This is a genomic window from Mitsuaria sp. TWR114, from assembly GCF_007997345.1.
Genome location: NZ_VOSR01001003.1, coordinates 1 through 1,860, shown reverse-complemented (window position 1 = coordinate 1,860; position 1,860 = coordinate 1). Strand labels below are relative to the sequence as shown.

The following is a 1,860-nucleotide window of genomic DNA, read 5'->3' as shown; positions in this document are numbered from 1 at the left end:
GCAGCGCCTGCAGCGCGACGGCCGCGAACTCGGGCGTGCCGGCGAAGGCGACGCGCAGGCCGTCGGGGGTCGGGGCGTCGGCCATCAGCGCTTGGCGTCCTCGCGGGCCTTCTTCACCAGCTTGGTCTTGATGCGCTCGCGCTTGAGCGGGCTCAGGTATTCGACGAACACCTTGCCGGCCAGGTGGTCCATCTCGTGCTGCACGCAGACGGCCAGCAGGCCCTCGGCGTCGAACTGGAAGGTGTGGCCGTCGCGGTCCAGCGCCTGCACGGTGACCTTCTTGTGACGCATGACCTTGTCGTAGATGGTCGGCACCGAGAGGCAGCCCTCCTCGCCTTCCATCATTTCCTCGCTGCGCGCGACCAGTTCCGGGTTGATCAGCACCAGCGGCTGGTTGCGTTCCTCGGAGACGTCCATCACCAGCAGGCGCTCGTGCACGTCCACCTGCGTGGCGGCGAGGCCGACGCCGTCAGCGTCGTACATCGTCTCCAGCATGTCGTCAGCCAGCGCGCGGATGCGGTCGTCGACGGCGGTGATCGGCTTGGCGACGGTGTGCAGGCGCGGATCGGGGTATCGAAGAATGGAAAGTTTCGCCATGGTGGGGACGCGGAGGGTGGTGGACCGCTGTGGACGGCGCACAACGCCTGTTTGTAAGGGCTTGCAAGGGACGGCGGGCACCTTCATTGCGGGTGCCCCTGAACCGGGGCAGAATCGCCGCCAGCGAGAAGGTCGATTTTCGCCGATTTGGCGGACTGCACGGCCCTCGTCACAAAAGCGCCATTGGCCACGAGGGGCCTTCGATCTCGGCGCGGGAGAACAAGTAATGACGCAAAGGCGGCCGCTGGGCTTGACGACGATTTTTGCAGCCCTGCTGGCGGCCTCTGCCGCCACGACGTCCTTCGCGGCAGGCAACTACCCCATCACGCCCGACCAGCGCCAGACCGCCCAGCAGGTCGCGCAGGCCGGTGTGCCGTTGTCGGAGCTGGCGCCGAACGCGCCCGACACCTACACCGTCAAGTCGGGCGACACGCTCTGGGCCATCTCCGGCCTGTTCCTGAAGAGCCCGTGGCGCTGGCCTGAGCTCTGGGGCATGAACACCGACCAGATCCGCAACCCCCACCTGATCTACCCGGGCCAGGTGCTGATGCTGATCAAGTCCGACGGCCGCGCGCGGCTGCAGGTGGGTCGCGATGTCGGCGGCGCGGCCGGCGGCACGGTCAAGCTCTCGCCGCGCGTGCGCGCCGAGTCGCTGTACGACGGCTCCATCGCCGCGATCCCGCAGCACCTGATCGAGCCCTTCCTCAACGAGGCGGTCGTCCTGAACGGCAACGAACTGGCGACGGCCCCCCGCATCGTCTCGGCGCAGGAAAACCGCGTCTGGATGACCAAGGGCGACCGGGCCTATGTGCGAGGCAACCTGACGCCCGATATCGATGCCTACCGCGTGTTCCGAGAGCCGCGCCCGCTGCGCGACCCGGTGTCCAAGGAAGTGCTGGGCTACGAGGCCGTCTATGTCGGCACCGCGGACCTGACCCGCGCCGGCACGCCCGCGACGGCTAGCACCAAGGAAGTCCCCGCGACGCTAACGCTGACGCTGAACCGCCTGGAAGCGCAGCCCGGCGACCGGATCGCGCCGATTCCGCCGCGCTCCTACACGAGCTATGTGCCGCACGCGCCGGCTGGCGCGATCGATGGCTACATCGTGTCCATCTACGGCGACGCGATCACCGCGGGCCAGAACCAGATCGTCGCGCTCAACAAGGGCAGCCGCGATGGCCTGGAGCGCGGCCATGTGCTGGCGCTCTGGCACAGCGGCCGTGTCGTGCGCGATCCGACGACGCCCCGCCGCGAGGAAGTGAA

General features: G+C 68.3%; 2 protein-coding genes. One reads left to right on the top strand and one right to left on the bottom strand.

Features of this window, described 5'->3' with window-relative positions; genetic code table 11:
• Positions 1 to 84 precede the first annotated feature (84 nt).
• Entirely contained in the window at positions 85 to 597 is a 513-nt protein-coding gene (def, locus tag FUT87_RS26755; protein ID WP_091727960.1) for a peptide deformylase, read from the bottom strand.
• 226 nt (positions 598 to 823) lie between these two features.
• Here def and FUT87_RS26750 point away from each other — a divergent pair.
• The coding region (locus tag FUT87_RS26750; protein ID WP_147242945.1) for a LysM peptidoglycan-binding domain-containing protein at positions 824 to 1,860 on the top strand (1,037 nt) is incomplete at its 3' end.

What these genes read in the sequence shown, in the direction of transcription:
- def (WP_091727960.1), bottom strand. Translation starts at nt 597, where the DNA reads ATGGCGAAACTTTCCATTCTTCGATACCCCGATCCGCGCCTGCACACC.